This is a genomic window from Rubripirellula lacrimiformis, from assembly GCF_007741535.1.
Classification (GTDB): domain Bacteria; phylum Planctomycetota; class Planctomycetia; order Pirellulales; family Pirellulaceae; genus Rubripirellula; species Rubripirellula lacrimiformis.
Window position 1 is genome coordinate 5008985 of sequence record NZ_CP036525.1, and the last position, 20954, is coordinate 5029938.

The 20954-nt window shown below is 57.3% G+C and carries 13 protein-coding genes; 9 read left to right on the top strand and 4 right to left on the bottom strand.

Annotated features, from left to right (window positions below):
- The first annotated feature begins 243 nt into the window (after positions 1-243).
- Positions 244-870, top strand: a complete 627-nt coding sequence (locus K227x_RS17710) for a 3-keto-disaccharide hydrolase (RefSeq protein WP_145171550.1) — start codon at positions 244-246, stop codon at positions 868-870.
- Between the two features lie 25 nt (positions 871-895).
- Positions 896-2272 carry a serine hydrolase domain-containing protein gene (locus K227x_RS17715; protein WP_218933330.1) on the top strand — a complete coding sequence of 459 codons (1377 nt, stop codon included), beginning with the start codon at positions 896-898 and terminating at the stop codon, positions 2270-2272.
- A gap of 14 nt (positions 2273-2286) precedes the next feature.
- On the opposite strand, the gene K227x_RS17720 is transcribed toward K227x_RS17715, so the two are convergent.
- A complete protein-coding gene (locus K227x_RS17720) occupies positions 2287-2529 on the bottom strand; it encodes a hypothetical protein (RefSeq protein ID WP_145171554.1) in 243 nt (80 codons plus the stop codon).
- A gap of 78 nt (positions 2530-2607) precedes the next feature.
- On the opposite strand from K227x_RS17720, the gene K227x_RS17725 reads away from it, so the two are divergent.
- Together K227x_RS17725 and K227x_RS17730 are read left to right on the top strand one after the other, a co-directional pair.
- Positions 2608-5766, top strand: coding sequence for a DUF1553 domain-containing protein (locus tag K227x_RS17725; protein WP_145171556.1), 3159 nt, complete (start codon positions 2608-2610; stop codon positions 5764-5766).
- A complete protein-coding gene (locus K227x_RS17730) occupies positions 5763-7235 on the top strand; it encodes a DUF1501 domain-containing protein (protein ID WP_145171558.1) in 1473 nt (490 codons plus the stop codon). Before K227x_RS17725 ends, K227x_RS17730 begins: the two co-directional genes overlap by 4 nt.
- Positions 7236-7259: 24 nt before the next feature.
- On the opposite strand, the gene K227x_RS17735 is transcribed toward K227x_RS17730, so the two are convergent.
- Both K227x_RS17735 and K227x_RS17740 read right to left on the bottom strand, forming a co-directional pair.
- A complete protein-coding gene (locus tag K227x_RS17735; protein WP_145171560.1) occupies positions 7260-8480 on the bottom strand; it encodes an aminotransferase class V-fold PLP-dependent enzyme in 1221 nt (406 codons plus the stop codon).
- Between the two features lie 184 nt (positions 8481-8664).
- Positions 8665-10059 carry a hypothetical protein gene (locus K227x_RS17740; protein WP_218933331.1) on the bottom strand — a complete coding sequence of 465 codons (1395 nt, stop codon included), beginning with the start codon at positions 10057-10059 and terminating at the stop codon, positions 8665-8667.
- 585 nt (positions 10060-10644) lie between these two features.
- On the opposite strand from K227x_RS17740, the gene K227x_RS17745 reads away from it, so the two are divergent.
- Positions 10645-12060 (top strand): hypothetical protein, encoded by a 1416-nt coding sequence (locus K227x_RS17745; protein WP_218933332.1) that lies wholly within the window; start codon positions 10645-10647, stop codon positions 12058-12060.
- 237 nt (positions 12061-12297) lie between these two features.
- The gene (locus tag K227x_RS17750) at positions 12298-13398 is read left to right on the top strand and encodes a CobW-like GTP-binding protein (protein ID WP_246145889.1); all 1101 of its coding nucleotides are present in this window, start codon (positions 12298-12300) and stop codon (positions 13396-13398) included.
- Here the strand turns inward: K227x_RS17750 and K227x_RS17755 are convergent.
- The gene (locus K227x_RS17755) at positions 13395-14453 is read right to left on the bottom strand and encodes a 3-keto-disaccharide hydrolase (protein WP_145171564.1); all 1059 of its coding nucleotides are present in this window, start codon (positions 14451-14453) and stop codon (positions 13395-13397) included. The two genes, K227x_RS17750 and K227x_RS17755, sit on opposite strands and share 4 nt — an antisense overlap.
- A 637-nt stretch (positions 14454-15090) precedes the next feature.
- Here K227x_RS17755 and K227x_RS17760 point away from each other — a divergent pair.
- The 3 genes from K227x_RS17760 (at position 15091) to K227x_RS17770 (ending at position 20838) form a co-directional block, all read left to right on the top strand.
- On the top strand, positions 15091-15993 hold the full coding sequence (locus K227x_RS17760) for a LuxR family transcriptional regulator (protein WP_246145890.1): 903 nt from the start codon (positions 15091-15093) through the stop codon (positions 15991-15993).
- A 153-nt stretch (positions 15994-16146) separates the two neighbouring features.
- Complete coding sequence (gene mfd / locus K227x_RS17765; RefSeq protein WP_145171566.1) at positions 16147-19461, top strand: transcription-repair coupling factor; 3315 nt, start codon at positions 16147-16149, stop codon at positions 19459-19461.
- 66 nt (positions 19462-19527) lie between these two features.
- Complete coding sequence (locus tag K227x_RS17770) at positions 19528-20838, top strand: outer membrane protein assembly factor BamB family protein (protein ID WP_246145891.1); 1311 nt, start codon at positions 19528-19530, stop codon at positions 20836-20838.
- Positions 20839-20954 lie beyond the last annotated feature (116 nt).

Genomic DNA, 20954 nt, shown 5'->3' on the forward strand with positions numbered 1-20954 from the left:
GAGGCTCCAACCTAGTTGCATGAATCGATCCTGCTGATCACGCTAGCAGGAACGTTTAGGTTTCAATCCGCAGACATCGAATCGATTGTCAGCATCCGGTCCATCCGGCTTTTACCTCATCTCCCCTTTTTGATCCAACCGTCGCTGCGTTACGGTTTGCAGCACGCAGGTTTGCGTGTTGCGATCGACCGCTGCTACGATGGCCACCCCACTTCCCTCCTGATTTCCCCCGGATTTCACATCATGTTTCGAACACCTTTGTTTTTTGCAATCGCGGCCAGTCTGTTCACCGCGACTTTGACACCCTCCAACGCGACGGCCGAAGACGGCAAGTGGGTGTCCCTGTTTGACGGAAAGACACTGGACGGCTGGAAAAAAGTCGGCAAGGACGAAAGCCACTGGGAAGTCAAAGACGGCGAAATGCGAAGTGGTGGCGAAATTTCGATGCTGACCTCGACGACGGGACCGTACAAAAACTTTCGTTACCGCGTTGAAATGAAGATCAACGACGGTGGCAATTCAGGGCTGTATTTCCGCACCACCGAGAACCCTGGATTCATGGACGGCTACGAGGCGCAGGTCGACAGCACCCACACCGACCCGATCCGCACCGGATCGCTGTACGGTTTTTGCCATGTGTACAAGCAATTGGTAAAGCCAGACACGTGGTTCACCTACGACGTCGAAGTCCGTGACGACAATTGGCGTGGTCGCGACATGACTCGCATCAAAATCACGATCGACGGCAACGAACTGTACGAATACATGGACTTTGAAAAGACGTACAAAGAGGGACACTTTGCGTTTCAACAACATGACCCAGGCAGTCACGTTGCGATCCGCAAAGTCGAGGTCATGCAATTGCCGTAATACGCCCCTGCCGGAGAAAACAACGATGGCCAACCTGCGATTTACGATCACACGAGTCGCGTTCTTGGGGCTGATGATTGCCCCCGCCCAGGCTGGCGATCCCGTGCCCCCAAATGGCACGGCACAAGCCGCACAGACCGCTGGGCAAGCGGCAGGCGGTGATTCGGCCGCACCCACGAAATCAGAACCGAAACCACCCCGCAAAGTCGAAACCATGAAGCTTGCCATCGTCCAACCCGAGTCGATGGGGATGTCTGCATCCGGGCTTAGCGAAATCACGGAAGTGATGGATCAGTCGGTTGCGGACGAAAAGATCGTTGGCGGCGTGGTCATGGTGGCCAGGAAAGGCCACGTGGTCTTTCACGAAGCCTACGGGATGCGCGACCGAGAATCCAAATCTCGGATGCAGCTTGATACGATTGTTCGCATCTATTCGATGACCAAATCGATCACCACCGCGGCGGCGTTGATGCTGTGCGACGAGGGCAAACTGAGTCCCGACGATCTGGTTTCCAAGCACATCCCCGAAATGGCCCAACCGATGATTGCGGGGCCCGATGGACTGATACCGGCAAAACGTCAACCGACGATCGCAGACCTGATGCTGCACACGCTGGGCGTTTCCTATGGGTCATCGGGCAATCAATTGCACGACGATGCGTTCAAGCGTCTGGACTTGATCACCAACGACCAAACGATGGCCCAGTTCCAATCCAAACTTGGCGAACTGCCGCTGCTGTTTGAACCTGGGTCGGACTGGCACTACGGCATATCGACCGACATTCTTGGTCGCGTTGTGGAGAACGTCTCGGGCATGCGATTGGACCAATTTTTCCAGACCCGAATATTTGATCCGTTGGGGATGGTCGATACTGGTTTCTATGTGCCGCCCGGAAAACTGGACCGTTTTGCAGCGACCTATCGACGGACCGCGGACGGGAAGTTGGAGGTCAGCGACGAACGCCGCGGCCGCAACTATCGCAAACCGGCCACGTTCTTTAGCGGTGGTGGTGGGCTGGTGTCGACCGCCAGCGACTACATGCGATTCCTGCTGATGATCCAGGCAGGTGGCAGTTGGAATGGCGTCCGCTACCTGAAACCAGAAACCGTCGCATCGATGACAACCAACCTGCTTTCGGCGGACGCGGGCTGGGTCACCTTTGGTGATGAAGTGCGAACCGGCGTCGGCTTCGGGTACGGATTCAATGTTCGCCCATTCATCGACCAGTGGGATCCATCCGGACGACCAGGCGAATACGGGTGGGGCGGCGCAGCCAGCACTCACTATTGGGTATCGCCAGAGGACGATTTGGCGGTCGTGACTTTGGAACAGGTGATGCCGTATCAATGGCACACCGAATTCCAACTCAAAAAACCGATCTACGATTCGATCACAGACTGACGAAGTCCGCACCTTCAATCGCGAGACACGTGAATTTGCCCCGCCAATGTCGCCACGCATCGCCGGGGGGCAAACTTCGAATGCCTGCTGCGATAGGAAACATCTTCACTGGCCACGGGACCGATCCCCAACGGGGGCAGGCACCGCCCCCAGTGGCGACTGCGATCGTATTGCTTGGCGTTCTGGCCGAGTTCGGCAACGGAATCGACATCGCAAGACAGAGAACCTGCGCTGGTCAAAATCAAGGTGCTGTTCATGCGTTTGGCTGATCCGGATGATGCAATTTCCAGTTAGAATGGCTCCATCCAGTTGCTGCCTTTGGAACTCCCGCCGCTATGCCCGCCAGAACCTTTCTTGTCTCGCTGCTGATTGCTTGCGCTGTCCCATCACTTGCGGACGAATCGTCGACGATCACTTACAACGAAGACATCCGGCCAATCTTGGCTGAAAACTGCTTTGCCTGTCACGGCACGGACAGCGCAACTCGAGAAGCTGGATTGCGGCTGGACCAGCGTGAAAGCGCGGTCGATTCCGGTGCGATCACCCCTGGTGAAGCTGACCAAAGTTCGATCATTCAGCGGATCCATTTGGACAGGGACGACGATGAATTGATGCCACCGGCGGACTCGCACAAAAAGCTAACCGCCGAACAAAAGCAAACGTTGACTCGTTGGATCAACGAAGGTGCCCAGTACCAACCGCATTGGTCGTTCATCCCGCCTGGGATGCCGTCGTTGCCGGATACGGACGAGACGTCGTGGACGCAAAACCCGATCGACCGTTTCGTCATTTCGCGGATGAAGGACGCCGGATTCTCTCCAGCCCCCGAGGCCGACCGTCGCACGCTGGCACGACGAGCCGCGTTGGACATCACTGGCCTGCCCCCGTCGCCGCAACAGTTGCAGTCCTTTCTGGACGATCAGGAACCCGGGGCCTATCAGCGCTATCTGGACGAATTGTTCCAGTCACCTGCCTGGGGCGAACAGCGGGGTCGATACTGGCTCGACTACGCTCGCTATGCCGATACGCACGGCATCCACTTTGATAACTATCGCGAAATTTGGGCGTATCGCGATTGGGTCATCGACGCGTTCAACCAGAACATGCCCTTTGACCAATTCAGTATCGAACAGTTGGCGGGCGACTTGTTACCCGAGCCGACGCTAGACCAACAGATCGCGACCGGCTTTCATCGCTGCAACATGACCACCAACGAAGGCGGCATCATCGATGAAGAGTACGCGGTGCTGTACGCTCGCGACCGTACCGACACGACGGCCGCCGTCTGGATGGGACTGACGGCTGGTTGTGCCGTGTGCCATGATCACAAGTTTGACCCGATCTCAGCGAAAGAGTTCTATTCGCTGTCGGCATTCTTCAACAACACGACTCAGAACGTCCGCGACGGCAATGTCGCCAACACGCCCCCGATTCTGACGGTTCCGATCCGGGCTGATCGTGACCGTTTTAACGAACTGCAGCAACAGATCCCAGAGACCGAAGCTGCGATCGCTGCGATGGTTGCCACTGCCAAGACGACGATCCACGAATCGCACCCCAGTCCAGCTGCGATCGGACGAACGTTTCCGGCGGCTGACCAACTGGCTTTCCATGCTCCACTATCCGAAGGGATCGGCAACACGACCACGGTGTTGATCGACGGCCAGCTTGTTCCCATCACTGCCCAAGGCGACTTGAAGTGGTCCGCAGGCTTGACCGGCCTACATGCGATCGAAGCCGTCGCGGGCGTGAACCTGCCCGTTGAATCCGTCGGTGATTACGACACGCACGACGCATTCACAGCCGCCGCGTGGGTGATGCCCAATCAAGACGGAGTGGTAGGGGCGATCATGGGCAAACTGGATGGCCAGAACGGGCTGCAAGGTTGGGACCTATGGCTCAACGGCGGACGGCCCGCAGTGCACTTCATTCACCGCTGGCCCGAATTCGCGATCAAGGTGATTGCCGGTGACAAGTTACCGGTCGGTCAATGGAGCCATTTGGCGGTCACCAGTGATGGATCCGGCACCGCGGATGGCCTGCGTTTGTTCGTCAATGGAATCGAACAAGGCAAGCGAGAGGTCACGAATGACACGCTGGAAACCAAGACGATTCGAAGCGCGGTCGCACTGACCATCGGAAGCCGCGACAACAATTCGGTAGCGTTGGGCGTAGCGATCAATGACGCCCGATTGTACGACGCAACCTTGCGTCCCGAGGAACTTCGCGACATTGCCGATGGCAGCGCTGCGATGCTGGCAGCGTCCGTCCCCCACGCGATTCGCAGCGAATCGCAAACCGATGCATTGGTACGCTGGACCCTCGACCACAACAGTGGTCCGTACCAGGCGGCCAACGAGCAATTAGTAGCTTTGAAATCCGAACAGGCATCGATCCTAGAACGAGCAACGATCGCACACGTGATGCACGAAAAGTCGACGCCGCCGATCGCCCACATCCTGACCCGTGGCGAATACGACCAACGGGCTGAACAGGTTTCCGCCGACGTCCCCGCGGTATTGCCTGACATGGGCGACCTGCCACGCAATCGTTTGGGATTGGCCAAGTGGTTGTTTCGCGACGACCATCCGTTGACAGCCCGAGTGACCGTCAATCGGTTCTGGCAGGAAGTCTTCGGAACCGGTCTGGTTCGCACCAGCGCCGACTTTGGCGTGATGGGCGAAATGCCAAGCCATCCCGAATTGCTGGACTATTTGGCGATTGAATTCCGCAACAGCGGCTGGGACGTGCAAGCACTCTTTCGCATGATTCTGACCAGCGCCACCTATCGCCAGAGCGCCGTCCACAGCCAGCTGGCGATCGACACCGACCCACAAAACCGGTTGCTATCGCACGGACCTCGTTTCCGAATGCATGCCGAAATGGTTCGCGACTCGGCACTATGGGCCAGCGGACTGCTATCGGACACGATCGGCGGGCCGTCGGTGCGACCGTATCAACCGGATGGTGTGTGGGAGGCTGTCGCGATGCCGGAAAGCAACACGCGTGTCTATCGCCGTGACGAAGGCGAATCGCTTTATCGTCGCAGCATGTACACGTTCTGGAAACGGTCGGCCCCACCTGCGTCGATGGAAATCCTAGGAGCACCGAATCGCGAATCATGCACGATCCAGCGAGAACAGACCAACACTCCGCTGCAAGCGTTGGTAACTTTGAACGACCCCCAATTTGTGGAAGCCGCTCGCGGGTTGGCGACTTTCATTTTGGCGGATCCAACGGCCAAAGACGCGGACCGTCTGCAGGTTGCGGCACAGCGATTGATGTCGCGCCCGCTGACCGATCAAGAGATCGCGATTCTGTTGACAAGTTTGGGGCGGCTACGCAGTTTCTACGAATCCAACGATAGCGACGCAGCCAAACTGCTGACGACTGGCCAGTTGCCGATCGACGAAACGATTCCAACGGCGGAATTGGCTGCTTGGACGATGCTTTGTAACGAACTGATGAACTTGGACGAGGTGTTGTGCAAATGAGCGATTCAAGAATACGAGACATGTTGGCACGGCGCCGTTTCCTGACCCAGACCACCCAGGGGATCGGTTATGCAGCGTTGGGCAGTTTGTTGGGGCCCGATCGGTCGGCCTCGGCAATCGAGCAATCATCTGCCTTGCCACGGTTCGGCGGTGCAGCGGGTATCCCGCACTTTCCGCCCAAAGTCGAACGGGTCATCTACATGCACATGGTCGGTGGCCCCAGCCAGATGGACCTGTTTGACTACAAGCCACAGATGGAGAAATGGTACGACAAGGATCTGCCGGAATCCGTCCGCGACGGCCAGCGGTTGACGACGATGACCAGCGGTCAGAATCGGTTTCCGATTGCCCCCAGCAAGTACAAGTTCCAACAGCACGGCGAATCCGGAATGTGGGTCAGCGAACTGCTGCCGCACACCGCCAAAATGGTGGACGAGATGGCCTTTGTCCGGTCCATGCATACCGAGGCGATCAATCACGAACCGGCGATTTCTTTCATTCAAACCGGCAACCAAGTCACCGGTCGCCCCTGTTTGGGATCATGGACGTCCTACGGTCTGGGCTCGCTGAACCAGAACCTGCCTACGTTTGTCGTGCTGGTTGCACAGCCCAGCAATCGCGAACAATTGCAGGCGATTTCGGGCCGACTGTGGGGCAGCGGTTATCTGCCTGGCAAACATGCCGGCGTGTCATTCCGCAGCCAAGGCGATCCGATCCTGTTCCTGAATAATCCCGACGGAGTGCCTGCGGAAATGCGGCGGGAAACGTTGGACACGATCTCGCGTCTGAATTCATTGCAACATCAAGCGATTCGCGATCCCGAAACGGCGACGCGAATCGAGCAATACGAAATGGCGTTCCGGATGCAGGCCAGTGTGCCGGATCTGGTGGATCTGTCGACCGAAACCAAGGAAACCATCGACCTGTACGGTGATGCAGCTTTGCAGCCTGGCACGTTCGCAAACTCGGCCCTGTTGGCGCGGCGGTTGACCGAAAACGGCGTCCGTTTTGTCCAGATCTACCACAACAATTGGGACAACCACTCCAATGTCGGCGGGCGTCTGCCCAGCCAGTGCAACGACGTGGACAAACCGTGCGCAGGTCTGATCCAGGATCTGAAGAACCGTGGACTGCTGGATTCGACACTGGTCATCTGGGGTGGCGAATTTGGACGCACCATCTATTCCCAGGGTAAACTTAGCCACGAAAACTACGGACGCGACCACCACCCCCGTTGCTTCACCATGTGGATGGCAGGCGGCGGTGTCAAACCTGGAACCGTCTACGGTGAAACCGACGACTTCAGTTACAACATCGTCAAAGATCCCGTCCACATCCGTGACCTTCATGCCACGGTACTGCAGTTGATGGGGATCGATCACCAACGGTTCACCTACAAGTATCTGGGGTTGGACCAGAAACTAACTGGGGTGGAACCAGCACGCGTGATCTCGGATCTGATCGCCTAGCCGATTCACCGGCGATGCAATCAACTAAACCGCCTTCAGCACATCGGCTAGGCGGCGGTACTGGTCCAGATCGTTGTAAGCATGTGCCGAGATCCGCACGCAGGTTGGCCCGTCGGCGATTCGAATGACCGGCATCTCGATCCGATGGACGTGAAATAGATCGCGTCGAAATGCGTCCAGTTGATTGTCGTTCATGGCGTCCAGGGCGTGGACCGGAATGGTGGCCATGCTGCCGATCATCGATTCCGGCGCTGGTTCCGCGCTGCCCAACGTTTCCAGAATCAATCGACGACCGGCCAGGGCGAGGGCACGGTTGTTTTCCATCACCGCGGGCATTCCGTTTGGATGCAGCTGATTCAAGAACTGCAATGCACCGGGTAGCGATAGCAGCGACGATGGGTCGTAGGTGCCTTGCCAGTTGAATTCCGACTGGAACCGCGAATCGCCCAATCCCCGCGTGTTCGCACCATGGCTGATCACCGTGGGATGGATGTCTGATTGACTTTCGGGGCAAACCATCAGGAAACCTGACGCTTTGGGCGCACACCACCATTTGTGGTGGTTGGCGGTATAGAAATCTGCCGAGATCGCGGCAAGGTCCACGGGCAGCAATCCCGGCGCGTGGGCACCATCCACCAACACCTTCGCACCGCGACGGTGGGCGAGGTCGACGATCTCGGCGATCGGCAGCACCAAGGCGGTCGAACTGGTCACGTGATCGACCAACACCAATTTCGTCCGTGATGTGATGGATGATTCGAACGCATCGATCACCTCCGTCGCCGCATGAATCGGAAACGGCAGTTCGGCAATCACCACCTCTGCCGACGATCGATCGGCCACGAATCGAGCGGCATTGTTGCAGGCGTTGTAGCCGTGACTGGTGATCAGAATTTGGTCACCAGCGCGGAATGACATCGATCGAAGCACCGCATTCACACCGTCGGTCGCGCTGCGCACAAAAGCGATGTTGGACGATTCGGTGGCAACCTGATCCGCCACGACTGCCCGAACATGGTCCAAGCGAGGAATCAAACTGCGCTCGGGTCCCAAAAACTCGATCGGATCGCATTCCAGCTGCTGAATCCAATCGCGTTGTTGTTCCTGAACGCAGATCGGTGTGGCACCGAAAGACCCGTGATTCAAAAAATCGACGTCCGGGTTCAGTGACCAAAGTTCGCGCAGTGATGGACTGCTGGATACGTTCGGTGAGTCCGGATGGGTCGAATCAGATTGCGTTGCCAAACGAAGCGGTCCTATTTTGACGGATGCGGTTGCCGCTAGCGTAACGGTGTCGTTGCTGCGGCGGTTCAGCGGTCACCAGTTCACCGGTTCAGCGGTCACCAGTTCAGCGGTTGCTTGTCACTACATCGATGGTTCCCGTGCAGGTTGCCCGGATAGACATTCGCTGAATGCTAATCGGTTTGGACTACCGATTCAGTTGGTCCAAATCCAATCGATACAGGACTTGGTTGTAGTCGTGGCGAGGCGTACTGTCACTCGCTTGGGAGAATGTCGACGTATAAGTCCCTTCGAACAGCAAAATCGGGGAACCTGCGGGCGTAAATTCTGGATGCAACTGAGGGTTATAAAACGTGTAGTGGTCGTGAGTGACGACTTTGATCGCGTTGCCCCAAGGTCCCATGGGGCTGTCCGATTCGGCGTACCAGATTTCCCCTAGAAACGATGGGCCTCCGTATTTCTGAGTGAAGATCGTCACCCATCGTTGTTTGAATTCGTTCCATGCAATCGAACCTCGGTGAGGTGTGATCTTGGTTGGTATTTCGGTTGCCCCATCTGTTTCGTCGCGATCTGCCGTTGTCACATGATCGGGCGTGGACAATGTTTGCCAACGATCGGGCGAGGACCAATCTTTCAAGGTCGGTCGACATTTCAGCGTTGGAAACGGGTCACCGAACAGCACCCAAGGTTGACCATCCTGATCGGTCCATGGCGTCGCATGCCCGCCGGGCATCGGCGGCGGAGTTGGCGTTTGTTCGCTTTTGCGCCAGATCACGCGATGCCGGTCAAATTGCTGGGTGTCGTCGTTCCAAAGGCACAGCCCTTTTTCATACTCGGCCAGTGGCGGCTTGATTTTCGAATACGTCGCCCCCAATCGGGTCCCACCGGTTTCATCTTTCAGCGTGACAAGGCCGAACAGCCATGTTGGCCCGTCGCCCGGCATTTCCGCGACGTTGTCAGGAACTCCGTCATCGTCGGTTCGATAGTCATAATGCAAGGCAATCGGTGGCTCGAATGAACCGAGCGGCTGTCGATCGGTCGTCGCACTTATCATATGGAACCGGCCCAATGGGTAGTTTGCCAACCGCGTGTCGCCCCAGGCCCAGAATAGTTTTCCACCGTAGGGCGATGTTTGCACGCTGTCGCATCCCAAAATTCGTTGCTCGGTCCAGTCCGAACGCAGACCAAGCTTCTGGGATTCGCCAAAGATACCCGCGCCGGTCAAACGCCCCAAACGTTGGGCAGGCAGCGACCGATTCACCTCGATCGTGATGCTGTGACCCGGCTGGGGTGTTGCCCGGACACCGCGATAGCCGAAACCGTCTGCGGGAACGGAATATCCATGACCGCGAACATGAAACCACGTCTCGGTTCCCATCAACTCGGGCAAGTCCATAGCGATCAAGCCCGCGTTGTCCGAAACGAATTTGCAGTGATGAACGGTCTCCAGTTCCACCATCGGGACAGGCCATTGATTCGACGCATCCACGATCTGGATTTGAAACGGCTGGATCGCCATCGCGGTCCCGGCAACGAGCACCGCGAGCCACGAACCCAACCGTAGCGAAACACTTGTTGCCATCGGATTTTCCTGAACAATTGATCCACGAAATTTACGCTTGCGATGCACGATTCGCAAATCCGTCGGGCAGCCCGTCGTGGGTGATTCCGCCACAGCATAAGCGACCGGATGCGTCACGGTGGCCAAGATGAACGGCACCCCAGAATCGGGTCGATCCACGAAATGAGATCGCTCTATCCGGTGTGCGCCAAAATCACATTCCGGAGACGCCAACGTCTGGCAACAGCGATCGATTCGATGACAGACCGATCATTCCGTTGGCGGCTCCGGGTGCTGCGGACAAGCCAAACGACGACGAAAGGCCGCCGGTGTGCACCTGTATACACGGGATCGGATACATCCAGCGACCAGGATCGAAGGCCAAATGTATCCAGAGAATCATCGATCGACGGCGTTGGGAAGACAAATCAAGTGCCGGAACCGACGGAAACCGCGTCCCAAATGATGGTCGGGACAGCTAAGATCGTTTAAGGTTGAACCCTGCCTACGGCGCAGGATCTTGCCGGACCGACATCGACTCCGATAGGCTCTGCAACGCTTTACGCGACCGCAAAGACATTTTTCCTTTTCATCATGAGAATCACCGTGAATCGCTCGCTCTTATCTTTCGCGATTGCATGCGCAATGGCAACCTACACGTTGGCACAGACGCCCAAGCTATCCGAACTGCTACAGCAGCTTCCATCGAAAGCGAATTCGATCGGATACGTGCACGTGCCCACGTTGATCCAACTGAGCGGAGACAGCACGATCGTCGGTGCGATGTCGGACAATGTCGACGAAGTCTGGTTTGCGTCCGATTTGAACATCGGAAACCTGAAACCTAAATGGGAAGCCGGTTACACGATCAGCCGTAACCAAGCGACTGCGAACACGATCGCCAAAGCCGTCGATGGGTATGTGGACACCGTGGCAGCCCGTGACGTGGTGTTTGCGCCCTCGCAAACCTACCTGGTCCCGATGGAAAACAATCGAGTCGGATTCTTGCGTCCAGCCGATCGATCGCTGCTGGCTAGTTTCCTGAAAAAGGGTGCGCATCAAGCGGTGCCGGAATATCTGGCTCAGCAGTCCAAGCAACCCGAGCAATACCTTTCGTTCATGCTGGCTGTCGATCTGCAGGACGTCTTTTCACCGGTCGCACTTGCCAAGCGAGTCGGCGAACTGCGATCACTCAATTCATTGTCGACGGCGGATTCCGCTGACGTGTCGCGAATTTTGGCGTCGGCCCAAGGCGTTAGCCTGATCCTTGGTCGCAAGAGTCTTTCTGACTGCATCCTGTCTTTCGAATTTGGCCAATCGCCTGCCAAGCTGGAACCGGTCGCCAAAGAACTGTTCCATGAACTTTCCGAACAGAACGGCACCAGCATCCCAGAACTATTGGCATGCACGGTCAAGATGGAAGGCAACACGCTGAAGCTGCAAGGCGGATTGAAAGCCGAAACTCTTGGCTTGTTGCTCGGCATCTTCTCGGCCGGCGACCACGTCAGCGACATCACCCATTCCAAAGGTGACGATCAGGTTGCACTGACCAAAGACAAGGTCAGCAGCAGCAAGACCAAGGACTACTTTGATCATGTCAATCTTTACATCGACAGCATTCGACGCTACTCGGCACAGACCACCGGCGCGCGAGCACAGTGGAACAACATCAACGCACGAAAGATCGATGCGATGAGCGTGCTAGGAGTCGACCCAGACATGATCCAGTACGGTTCGACCGTCGCCGCCATGATGCGGAACGACGCCTTGGCGATTCAACAGATCAACATCAAGGCCGGTCAAACCAAGGCGTCGCAGTCGTTGAACCAAGGATTCCAGTACGACAGCTATGGCAACGTTGGCTATTACAACAGCTACAACAATGTCAACCAACACCGGGCAACCGATGCACAGGCTAGAGGAAACGCGTACAGCAACTATCGCGAAATGTTGTCCGCGATCGACCAGTTGACCGCCGATCTTCGCAAGACGATGACACAGAAGTACAACATGGACTTCTAAGCCACCGTTTGGCTTCGATCCGAAGTGGACGCTGAGAGGGGGGGCAGCCGATTGACCGACGTTCTGACAAACGTCAGAATGTTCGCACTCCAACTTTGCTCCTGCCATTCGCACCGGTGAAGCCAATCCAAGTCTTTGGATTTCACACGGGTGTCGTCACCTTGCTTCGCCAACCAAGTCGCGGCGGGGCGATGTGAATGCTGGCCTCCAACGCCCTCCCTTTGCGGAAAGACACGAATGCCGGCACCCATTGAATTCATCATGATCGGCGGGTTTCTTGGCGCCGGTAAAACGACGCTAATCTCCAAGTTGGCCAAGTCGTACCAAGCGGCCGGCAAACATGTCTGTGTGGTCACCAACGATCAAGCGGCCGGGTTGGTCGACACAGAGATGTTGAAGAGCCAGGGGTTGGAAGTCAACGAAGTTGCCGGATCGTGCTTCTGTTGCAATTTCAACGGGCTGACCGACGCGATGCAAGAGTTCGAAACTCGTCGACGGCCCGACATCATTTTGGCCGAACCAGTCGGCAGTTGCACGGACTTGGTCGCGACCATCGCCGTACCATTGATGCAGCAGTTGGGCGAAGAATTCCTGCACCGGCCCTATGCCGTGGTGCTGAAGCCCAACCATGGCAACAAGATCCTGTCGGGGGTCGGTGGAGGTTTTTCGGAGAAGGCGGAGTACATCTTCCGCAAGCAATTGGAAGAGGCCGATATCGTTCTGATCAATCGAGTCGATGAACTGTCGGCAGATAAACTGCAACAACTTAAAGACCACCTTGCGACCCAGTATCCGGGCAAGCAAGTGATCTGCATCTCGGCCAAGACAGGCCAGAACATGGACGCGTTGGTGCAGGCACTCCAGGCCCAATCGTTTCCACGCCAACAGATGATGGACGTTGACTACGACGTCTATGCCGATGGCGAGGCTGAACTGGGTTGGCTGAATGCGACCGCCGTCTTTCGCAGCACCGAAGGTATCCCGGCCGACGACATTGCGGTCGGCTTGGTCGATCACCTTCGCAGTAGCCTGCGCCAAATCAGCGCCGAACCCGGGCACTTGAAAGTCCTGGCCCGCGCCGGTGACGACATTGCGGTAGCCAATCTGATCGATAGCGATTCACCAACGGTGTTATCGCTATCGACCCAGACGACTTCGCCAGAGGTGGCAGCCATCATCAACGCGCGCGTGCGGATGGCTCCCGAAGTGTTAAGCGAACATGTCCAAGCTGCCATCCAAGCGATGGCAAAGTCCTATCAAGCCACGACGGAAATCACGCAGATGGAAAGTTTTCGTCCTGGCCGTCCGGTGCCGACATACCGCAGCACGTCGTCCTAGTTCTCGGATTCGCTGTTGCGATTAGCGGTGTGCGTGTCGCCGCCCATCGTTCGCGTGACACTTTCAATCGCGTCATCATCGCCTTCGTTGAACGTCAACGTCGTCGCGGTGTACCGGGCATTGAAGGTCAGTGGGCTGGTCGCGATCAATTCCAACTTCGCTCCACCGACTCGGACAAACAACGTTCGGTCTTCGCGGCTGACGTCGTATCCGTCGTACTTGCCGACAAGGCGATCCAGTTCGGCCGGCGTCAGCTGGACGATTGATGTTTCGTAGGCGGTTGTCCGTGGGGTTCGCGGCGATTCATCCAACGGGCGGATCCAGATATTGCGGTATCGGACCGGGTTGCCGTGATCCTGCAGCGACAGAGGCAACTTGTCCGAATGATGGTCAAAGGATCCCGGTTCTAGCCACGATGTTGGGCCAAACGGTTCGGTCGAATCTTGAACCAGAACACCGTTGTGCAGGACGGTGACCCGAGGCGACGAAACCAGTTCGCCGCTTGCGCCGAAACGTGGGCGACGGAAAATGATGTCGTAACTTTGCCATTGCCCGGGACCACGCGAAGCATTGACCAAGGGCGGGTACTGGCCATAGATCGATGCGGCACTGCCATCGGCGTAGGTCTTGTTTTCAAAGCTGTCCAGCACCTGCACCTCGTACTTGCCCATCAGGAACACACCACTGTTGCCACGCCCCTGGCTGTTTCCTTTGACATCGGCCGGTGATGCCCATTCGATATGAAGTTGGCAATCGCCGTACGCTTGGCGTGTGAAGACGTAACCGCTGCCTGCGACCGATTCCATCACACCGTCTACGATCACCCATTTCGACGGACCACCGTCACTGCTGCGCCACTGCGACAGGTCCGTGCCGTCAAACAGGACGGTAGCGTCACTGGGCGGAGTCACCTTCAGATTGCCGTCGCCCGGGGTGATCACCTTCGGCAAGGGCCGATCGATGTCATGCTGACGCCATCCGTTGGGCAATTGAGCCACACCAAGGGAAGTCCAGGCACAGAGGACCAAAACCGGGGAGAACAGGCGCCACGTCATAAAGTTGACTCAATCATCGGGAGGGGTAAATGGGGACCCGGCGGACGCCAAGTCGCGGGGCACAATCATAGTCGATCCCATGCCGGGACAGGGACTTTGATCGCCAGACTTGACTGCCTCCTACAATGAAGGCTTCGCCAAACGAAACTCACACCGCGAGGCCCAGTCCCACCCCACACGAAGGTTAAGAATCGCCATTGTGGGGCACCGCAGACGTTGATTCCCCCGCCTGGCCCCAAGCTGACCCAAATGGTGGTTTGCAGCCGCCGATAGGAAGAATGCGGCTCAGTATTGGTGTGGTTCCTGTGAAATGGCGTACGAGCCCACCTCGCGGATCCGGAGAGTTCGAAGCGGATTTGCGATCCCCACCAGATTGAGTGGATGCACTCAACAATAACCTTTTGATTTGATAATAATCGCCCGGGCACGCTGAAAACGACGGTTTACCGCAACGTTTCCTCACCCGACCTCGGGGACGGCAGACCCAAATTCAGGAAACCGGCCCACAGCAGGATTGACCCGGGTAGGCCAAGTGCCACAGAGTCTGAACAGCGGCAGCAAACCAACGAAGTCAATCGGCGCAAAGGGCGTCGCAAATTGCCGCAGCCAATCGAAACGCCAGAATGGTCACCAAAAGTTGTCCCCACTAACCGCATCATCGTTCCCGGCAGCAATCGATTGGGCAAAGCTTTTTGCCCTCGAAGAAGGCATCGGACTGAGCATCATTCGCACCGATGGAATCTTCCGATACTGCAGCCCCGGGTTCCTTCGTAAAGTTGGCATCTCGACATCCAGCGATTTGACCGGCATCAACCTGCTGGACGTTTTCGAAGAGTCGTTTGCCAAAGAACGCATCCAATGGCTCCAGAAGGTTTCTCAAACCGAACGGCCAGCGAGGACCGAACATGTGCTGCATGGCAGGGCGATCGCGTCGACCCTGATGCCGCTGCAGGAAGAACCGTTTGCGGATCACGTCTTGGTGCTTTCGCGATCGATCGCATCGAACGACGAAGATAATCATCCGCCCATGCCGGTTCCCAGTGCGGCCGCCGCCAATCCCGAGGCCCCGCTGAATCCCGACGCAGTGAATCCCGACGCTTCGGGCCACACCGGCGCAGCCCCCCAGACGGAACAACCAGGGGAGATCGCGGACACTGCGGTTTCGCCCAATCCGATCCCATCGGAATCGGCGTGTTCAACCACAGCGGCGTCCGAAACGGTCGATGGCGTCTCGTCAAAAGGCGAAACGTTTCGATCGAACCTGATCGATTTAGGCCCACTTAGCATTTTGGGCAAACGAGAACTGGAAGTGCTGATTTTGCTAGGCAACGGGTATTCGGTTCCCGAAACCGCCCGATTTTTGTATCGCAGTCCACGGACGGTTGAACGGCACAAGGCTGAAATCGGACGGAAGATCGGCGCATCGACCATCGCTGACATCGTTTCGGTGGTCTGCCGTGCCGGGTTGCGTCCCGAGCATCGCAATCTGACACGGATCAACGCCGTGCATGCGTCCTATCGCGAAAACGGCGTCCTCTAGGTCTCGCGTCTGATCGATCAACGCCCCACCCCAAACCCGGTTGGGGGGATTTGGCCTGCGTCGCATTGCCGGGTCATGGAATCCGGCCCACAGCGTCCCAGATCGTGCGGGCGCATCTTTTCAAGCCGTTGAAATAACGATAGCCTTCGCTGAATGGCATCTTCAGCCGCGACGACCGCTCATAAACTCGCCGACGTGCCCCGTCTGTTGGACCAGGCCGCGGGGATCAGCGCGCAATTAGCGAAGCTAAAAAAGCCGAGCAAGCGGTCAAGAAATGCCAAGGCAAAGAAAGCCACTCCATTAGCGTTCGCTGGCGTTTGGGGGGCACTGCGAGGCGTCTTTGCGGCGTCTGTCGCGATCCAGCGTCCCCACATCCTGATGTTGTTGCCACAGGCAGCCGACGCCGACATCGTCGCCGGCGACGCGATCGCGTTTGGGCTGACCGAAGCGGTGTCGCTGCCGTTGTCGGCCGCTGACGTTTCCGCGTCATCGATTCGCGATGAAGACTACGCTGACCGCCTGCAAGTGCTGCAGAAACTGCTGCAGCGGAACGAGGCCCCCGAAAACCCGCTGCTGATCACGGCGTTCATCGGCGGTGCGATGCAGTTGGTGCCGACGCCCCAGAAGCTTCAGGATTCGACGCGCCGAATCAACGTTGGCGACGAAGTCGAGCCCGAGGAAATTCGCCGCTGGTTGGCCGAAGCCGGGTTCGCAGCGACCACGGCGGTGGCGCTGCCGGGCGAATTTGCCACTCGCGGCGGGTTGTTGGATATCTATTCAGCGGACCAACCGCAACCGATTCGAATCGAATGGTTCGGCGACGAAATTGAATCGATCCGCCGATTTGATCCGGGCAGCCAACGCAGTATCGAATCGCTAAATCATGTCGAAATCGCTGCGGTGGGTGTCAGTGGCGCGGATGACGACGAATCGCCCGACGATGCCAGTGCATTCGGTTCGATCGCGGACTATTTGCCCGACGATGCGATCGTCGTCGTGGTCGATCCACAGGACACCGAAAAGTCGGCCCGAGATCTGATCAAACGAACCGGCGACGGTGCGAACTTGATCAGCTATGACCAACTGATGGATTCACTATCCGGTCACAACGTGATTTCCGCGTCGATGTTGGCCGAACCGGATGCCAAGAAAGTCGTCGACGTTCACTCCAGTACCGCTGATGCGTTTGCGTCGTCGCTGGACGAAACGCTGATCAAGATCGATACGGTCGCGGCCGAACATGAAGTCATCCTGGTGGGCGATACGCCGGCCGATGGCGAACGGTTGACCGAACTGCTGCATGACAGCGCAGCGACTCGCGAAGGCCGACTGCACCTGACGGTTGCCGAGCTATCGGGCGGGTTCCGATTGGTGGCCGCCAAAGTGTTGGTGCTGACCGGCGCCGAACTATTCCATCGCAGCCCGGTGCGTCGTGGCCGTTCGCGTTCGCGCGGAAAACCGATCAACAGTCTGATGCAGTTGGAACCAGGTGACCTGGTTGTCCACCTGTCCTATGGCATCGGGCTCTATCGCGGCCTGAAACACATCGAGAAAAACGGCCAGCACCTTGAACACCTAACGATCGAGTTCGACGAAGGCACCAAGATCTATGTGCCGGCATCTCGTATCGGATTGATCCAGCGTTACGTTGGCGGCACCACCCGGCAACCGCGACTTGCCAAGATCGGCGGCCAAGCATGGAAGTCCCAGCGCAAGGCAGCCGAAAGTGCCGTCACCGACATGGCCGAAGAACTGCTGGAAATGCAGGCCCAGCGGACGACCCGGCAAGGGATTTCGTTCGACTTGGACAACGATTGGCAGCGGCAGTTTGACGCTAGTTTCCCCTACATGGAAACACCCGACCAATTGACGGCGATCGATGCGCTGAAGTTGGACATGGAATCGACGCGGCCGATGGATCGGTTGATCTGCGGTGACGTCGGTTACGGCAAGACCGAAGTTGCGATGCGAGCAGCGTTCAAGGCAGTGACCAGCGGTTTCCAAGTTGCGATCTTGGTTCCCACGACGGTGTTGGCCGAACAGCACTATCATAATTTTCGCGAACGGATGGCCGAGTTCCCGGTCGAAATTCGCAAACTATCGCGATTCGCCACTCGATCCGAACAACGCGAAACGGTCAAAGACCTGCGGCGTGGAAAGGTCGATATCGTGGTCGGCACCCACCGTCTGGCCAGCAAAGATGTCGACTTCAGCAATTTGGGCCTGGTCGTCGTTGACGAAGAACAGCGGTTTGGCGTGGCGGTCAAAGAGAAACTAAAAACACTGCACAGCAACGTGGACGTCTTGACCCTGTCGGCGACGCCCATCCCACGGACGTTGCACATGGCCCTTGTCGGCGTGCGGGACATTAGCAACCTGGAAACGCCACCGGCCGAACGCCGATCGATCGAAACCAAAGTGGTCCGCTGGGACGACAACCTGATCCGAACGGCGATCGTTCGGGAACTGAACCGCGGCGGACAGATCTTTTTTGTCCACAACCGCATTGGCGATATGCCCCAACTGGTCGAAAAGCTGAAATCGATCGTGCCGGAGGTACGCATTGGAATCGGGCACGGCCAGATGGCCGAAGGTCAACTCGAACAGGTCATGGTGGACTTTATCGAACACAAGTTCGACATGTTGGTGGCGACCACGATCGTTGAAAGCGGCTTGGACATTCCGAATGCGAACACGATGTTCATTGACGATGGTGATCGGTACGGACTTAGCGAGTTGCACCAACTTCGCGGGCGTGTTGGCCGGTACAAGCATCAAGCGCACTGCTACCTGATCGTTGCCAAGCACAAACACCTGTCGCCCGAGTCGTCCAAGCGTCTGCGTGCGATCGAAGAATTCAGCCAGATGGGCGCTGGCTTTGCGATTTCGATGCGTGACTTAGAAATCCGTGGCGCGGGCAATCTGCTGGGGTCACAGCAATCCGGTCACATCGCCGCCGTCGGATACGAACTTTATTGTTCGTTGTTAGAAGACGCCGTACGCACCCTGCAAAAGTTGCCGCCCAAGTTGTCGGCCGATGTCGACATTGATCTACCCGTCGAAGCCTATCTGCCCGACGACTACGTACCGGACCTTCGCCACAAGATCGATCTGTATCGCCGGATCGCCAAGATCAACAACGCATCCGAGATCGTCACGATCCGCGAGGAACTGAAGGACCGATTCGGCGAACCACCCGAAGCCGCCAAACGCATGCTGGAGATTGCCGAGCTGCGGATGGACGCAGCAGCATGGCAAATTGCAGCCATCACGACCAACGATCGATTCATTGTCCTCCACTACACCAACCGGCAACGAATCGAACAACTCGAAAAGAATACTCAGATTCCCATTCGCATCGTTGACAACAAACGCGCCTACATTCCCACCAAGGCGTACAACATGAACGTCGATTCCGCCGGAACCAGCTGGCTGCAACTGGCTCGCGCGGCCCTTCACTTGGGATAGCACAGCGATCCAGTGGTGAAATGTCTTCCTCGGACGATCCGTCCCATCCCGATCCTAAGGTTCATCATGAAACGCTTCGCATTCCAGCTTTCCGCCCTTCCGGTCATGATGCTGGCCATCGGACTTGGCGGCGAAGCATCGCCCGCGATCGCCGACTGGCCCGCGTTCTTAGGTGGACAAGCCAAGGATCAGATCGAAAAGTTTTCGCCACCGATCGAGTGGTCGCCAACAGAAAACATCGCCTGGCAAGCGGCGATCACCGGTTACGGGCAGTCCAGCCCAGTCATCGTGGGCGACCATGTCTACGTCACGGCGGTTGATGGACCGATGAAAGAATCGAATCTGGTCGCTTGCTATTCGCTGGCCGACGGTACCAAGCGATGGGAAAAGTCGTTCCCCAGTTCGCTGCAGGTCAAAAACGATCTCTACACCAGTCGTGCGGCCCCCACACCGACCGCCGACGAAGCGGGCATTTATGCGTTTTTTGAAAGCGGAAACATGGTCGCACTGACTCCCACCGGCGACCTGCGGTGGGAACGGGACCTGATGGCCGACTATGGAAAATTTGACGGCCGCTTTGGACTCGGGGGGTCGCTGGTCCAGAACGACAGCAGTGTCTTTGTACTAGCCGACAACGACGGCGCCGCCTACATCGCAGCGTTCGATAAATCCAGCGGCAAAACCATTTGGAAGACGGACCGAACGCCTAGAATTTCGTGGTCCTCGCCAACCCTTGTCCCCGTCGGCGATTCCCATCACATCGTGGTTTCGTCCTCGGGTTCCGTCGATGGCTATGACCCTGTCTCCGGTGCATTGCTATGGACGTTTGATGATGTGGGGGGCAACACCGTCGCCACGCCGATCGCGGTCGGCGATGCCCGGTTCTTGGTTGGTGCGTCGCCTGGACGTAGTGGCGAGAATGCAGAGGGCGCGAAACAGTCCAACATGCTGATGCAGATTGTTCCACTGCCAGCCGATGGTGCGACACAGTATGTTGCCGAAGTTGTGTGGCGAAACGAATCGGCGACCAGTTCCTTTGGGTCACCGATCGCATACCGCGGCTACGCCTATTACACCAATCGCGCCGGCGTCCTCTACTGCATCGACCTCAACCATGGTGACACCGCCTACACTTCGCGAATGCCACAGTCCAATTGGGCAACGCCGTACGGAATCGGCGAGAATGTATTCATCTTTGGTAAAAGCGGCACCACTTCGGTGATCGCTGCGGGCGACGAAATCAACATGGTCGCCGAGAACCAGTTGTGGGTCGCATCCGAAGCCGAAGCGGGTGAGACTCTGTACGGGGTAGCCCCGCTACCCGACGGCTTCCTGGTCCGCACCGGCACCCGTCTGTTCCGAATCGTCGCCCCGTAGCGATAAAAACGCCAGATGAAGCAGCCCCGATCCAAGCAGCCCCGATCCAAGTAGGCCGGATCCAAGTAGGTCGGATCCAAGTAGGTCGGATCCAAGTAGGTCGGATCCAAGTAGGT